This window comes from Synergistaceae bacterium (genome assembly GCA_017444345.1).
Classification (GTDB): domain Bacteria; phylum Synergistota; class Synergistia; order Synergistales; family Aminobacteriaceae; genus JAFUXM01.
The window spans coordinates 1-1,851 of the sequence record JAFSWW010000007.1 but is presented as its reverse complement, the minus strand read 5'-3'; the positions used below and the strand labels follow the sequence as shown (position 1 = coordinate 1,851).

Sequence of the window (1,851 nt, the reverse complement as noted above, 5' to 3'; positions counted from 1 at the left end):
CCCCTTGCATAAATTACGTATTTCAGCAGCACACGAGTCTATTATGTGAATAATTTTATTTGCGCATTCGGGGACTCGTGCTGTTACTTCAGGAATAAAAACGTGTGAAGTATTACAGGCAAATATTATTTTATCAGCACCTGAACGCAATAAATTTTTTACGGACTCGCATAAATCGCAAATTAATTCTTGTTTACGTTCATTATATAAAATCGCTCTGACTCTGCTGGGCATAGTGCAGTAATTATCAATTAAGACTCTTGGCCGCTCCCATTCTTTAACAGCAGGGAACGCATATAGAATCCTCCTGAAAAAATCAAGTGTAGCAAATGATCCCATGCCGCCGACAATTCCTATAACAAAATTCAATCTTTAAGCCTCCCAGCTTTTAATAAATTCTGCTGCTCGTTTATAGTCGTCATAAGTATCAATATCACAGGCGCGAATCTTGATTCCCTTCATGGGCAATAACGGCTCAAGCATATTATAAACATGTCCGGAAGCATAACGGAGTCTATTACGCATTACACAAGCCGGCCCCGTCCATTCGTAATCGCCTGACTCGGTCGAGAAAGATAAAACATTGCCCTCACTGTCAACACGCACGAACATAGCATCATCTGACGAAATTTCAGAATAAGCAATCCATTCGCCGCTTTGTTCAAGCAACATTTTCATGTCGTCAGGGTGAATCAATAAATCGCCGTCTATCTCGATTGAGTAATTATTGCCGTGTCTTGCACCTAGATAAAAACTTGCTCCGGTCTTAGTCGTAAAATATTCGTGATTATAGCAAAAAATTGCGTCAGGTCTGTAATGCTTGACCTCGTTTATTACGTCGCCAGCCTGATAGCCGATTACTATTCTTATATCTTGAACGTCCTGTAAAGATTTCAGCAATCTAGCAATCACAGTTAAGCCGTTAATTTCAACGAGTGATTTTGTAGTAGCCAGTCCAAGACGTGAGCCAATTCCCGCGCAGCTTATAATAACTGATTTAGCTGTCTGCATAGTGCTTCCTCCGTGTAAATCACATAATCTGAAGTTCCCAGAATACTATTTGCAGGGTCATGAGTTATCCCGTTCGCAATTGAAATATCTGCCAGTCTCATAGCCTCAAGATCATTATTTCCGTCGCCTATATAAATAACCTCGCAGCCCTCGCCCTTGTAACGAGTTACTACATTTTCTTTCTTGAGAATGCTATTCAAGCGTGAGACCTGATTATTTATAATACTTGCTTCAGAACAGAAAGAAATTATATTATTGCTGACTTTATTTAATAATTTATTAACCCAGCAGCTAAGATTACCAGTAGCAATAACGCATTTCTCAGGATTTGCAAGAATGAACGAGTGCAATTTTTCATAGAGCGGCACTTTTTCGAGCAAGTCATTTATTTCACTGACCGGCAATTTTCCGAGAATATGAACGCGCTTAATGAAACTCTCTATAAATGGCACGTTGCCCCTGATTGTGAGTCTAGTAAGATTCTCAATTTCTTCCTGAACTCCGAAATGTGAGGCTATTAACGGCAGAGTCTCCTGTGATGTTACAGTGCCGTCAAGATCAAATATAAATTTTCTAGTCTTCATGATTCAGCGTTCGAGAATATAATAATACTGCGTTGTCTCTTTGCGGTTATTGAGTTCGGGACTATCAAACATAAATCCCTCATCAGTTACGCGAAAACCTGCGGGCAAAAAAGTTTTATCAAAAAATTTCATGATTTCGCCCCTCGTTCTGTAAATTGCGTTGTAATCGCTTTGAAGTTCGTCGGAGTAAAAATTTTTGAGGGTCAATCTTTCGTCTAAGGCAATTGGATTCCTTATGCAGACACGAGGGGGGGGG

The 1,851-nt window shown here is 39.9% G+C and carries 4 protein-coding genes; all 4 read right to left on the bottom strand.

What is annotated here, in order from left to right; genetic code table 11:
* Window positions 1-369: aspartate/glutamate racemase family protein (locus IJS99_00215; GenBank protein ID MBQ7560243.1), on the bottom strand; the 369-nt coding region annotated here is incomplete at its 3' end.
* 3 nt (window positions 370-372) lie between these two features.
* Window positions 373-1,011 carry an NTP transferase domain-containing protein gene (locus IJS99_00210; protein ID MBQ7560242.1) on the bottom strand — a complete coding sequence of 213 codons (639 nt, stop codon included), beginning with the start codon at window positions 1,009-1,011 and terminating at the stop codon, window positions 373-375.
* Window positions 984-1,595, bottom strand: a complete 612-nt coding sequence (locus tag IJS99_00205; GenBank protein ID MBQ7560241.1) for an HAD family phosphatase — start codon at window positions 1,593-1,595, stop codon at window positions 984-986. The genes IJS99_00210 and IJS99_00205 overlap by 28 nt, the downstream gene beginning before the upstream one ends.
* 3 nt (window positions 1,596-1,598) lie before the next feature.
* On the bottom strand, window positions 1,599-1,851 hold a 253-nt coding region (locus IJS99_00200), incomplete at its 5' end, for a hypothetical protein (GenBank protein MBQ7560240.1).

Coding starts and splice junctions, on each gene's coding strand:
- IJS99_00210 (MBQ7560242.1), bottom strand. CDS start 1,011: ATGCAGACAGCTAAATCAGTTATTATAAGCTGCGCGGGAATTGGCTCA.
- IJS99_00205 (MBQ7560241.1), bottom strand. CDS start 1,595: ATGAAGACTAGAAAATTTATATTTGATCTTGACGGCACTGTAACATCA.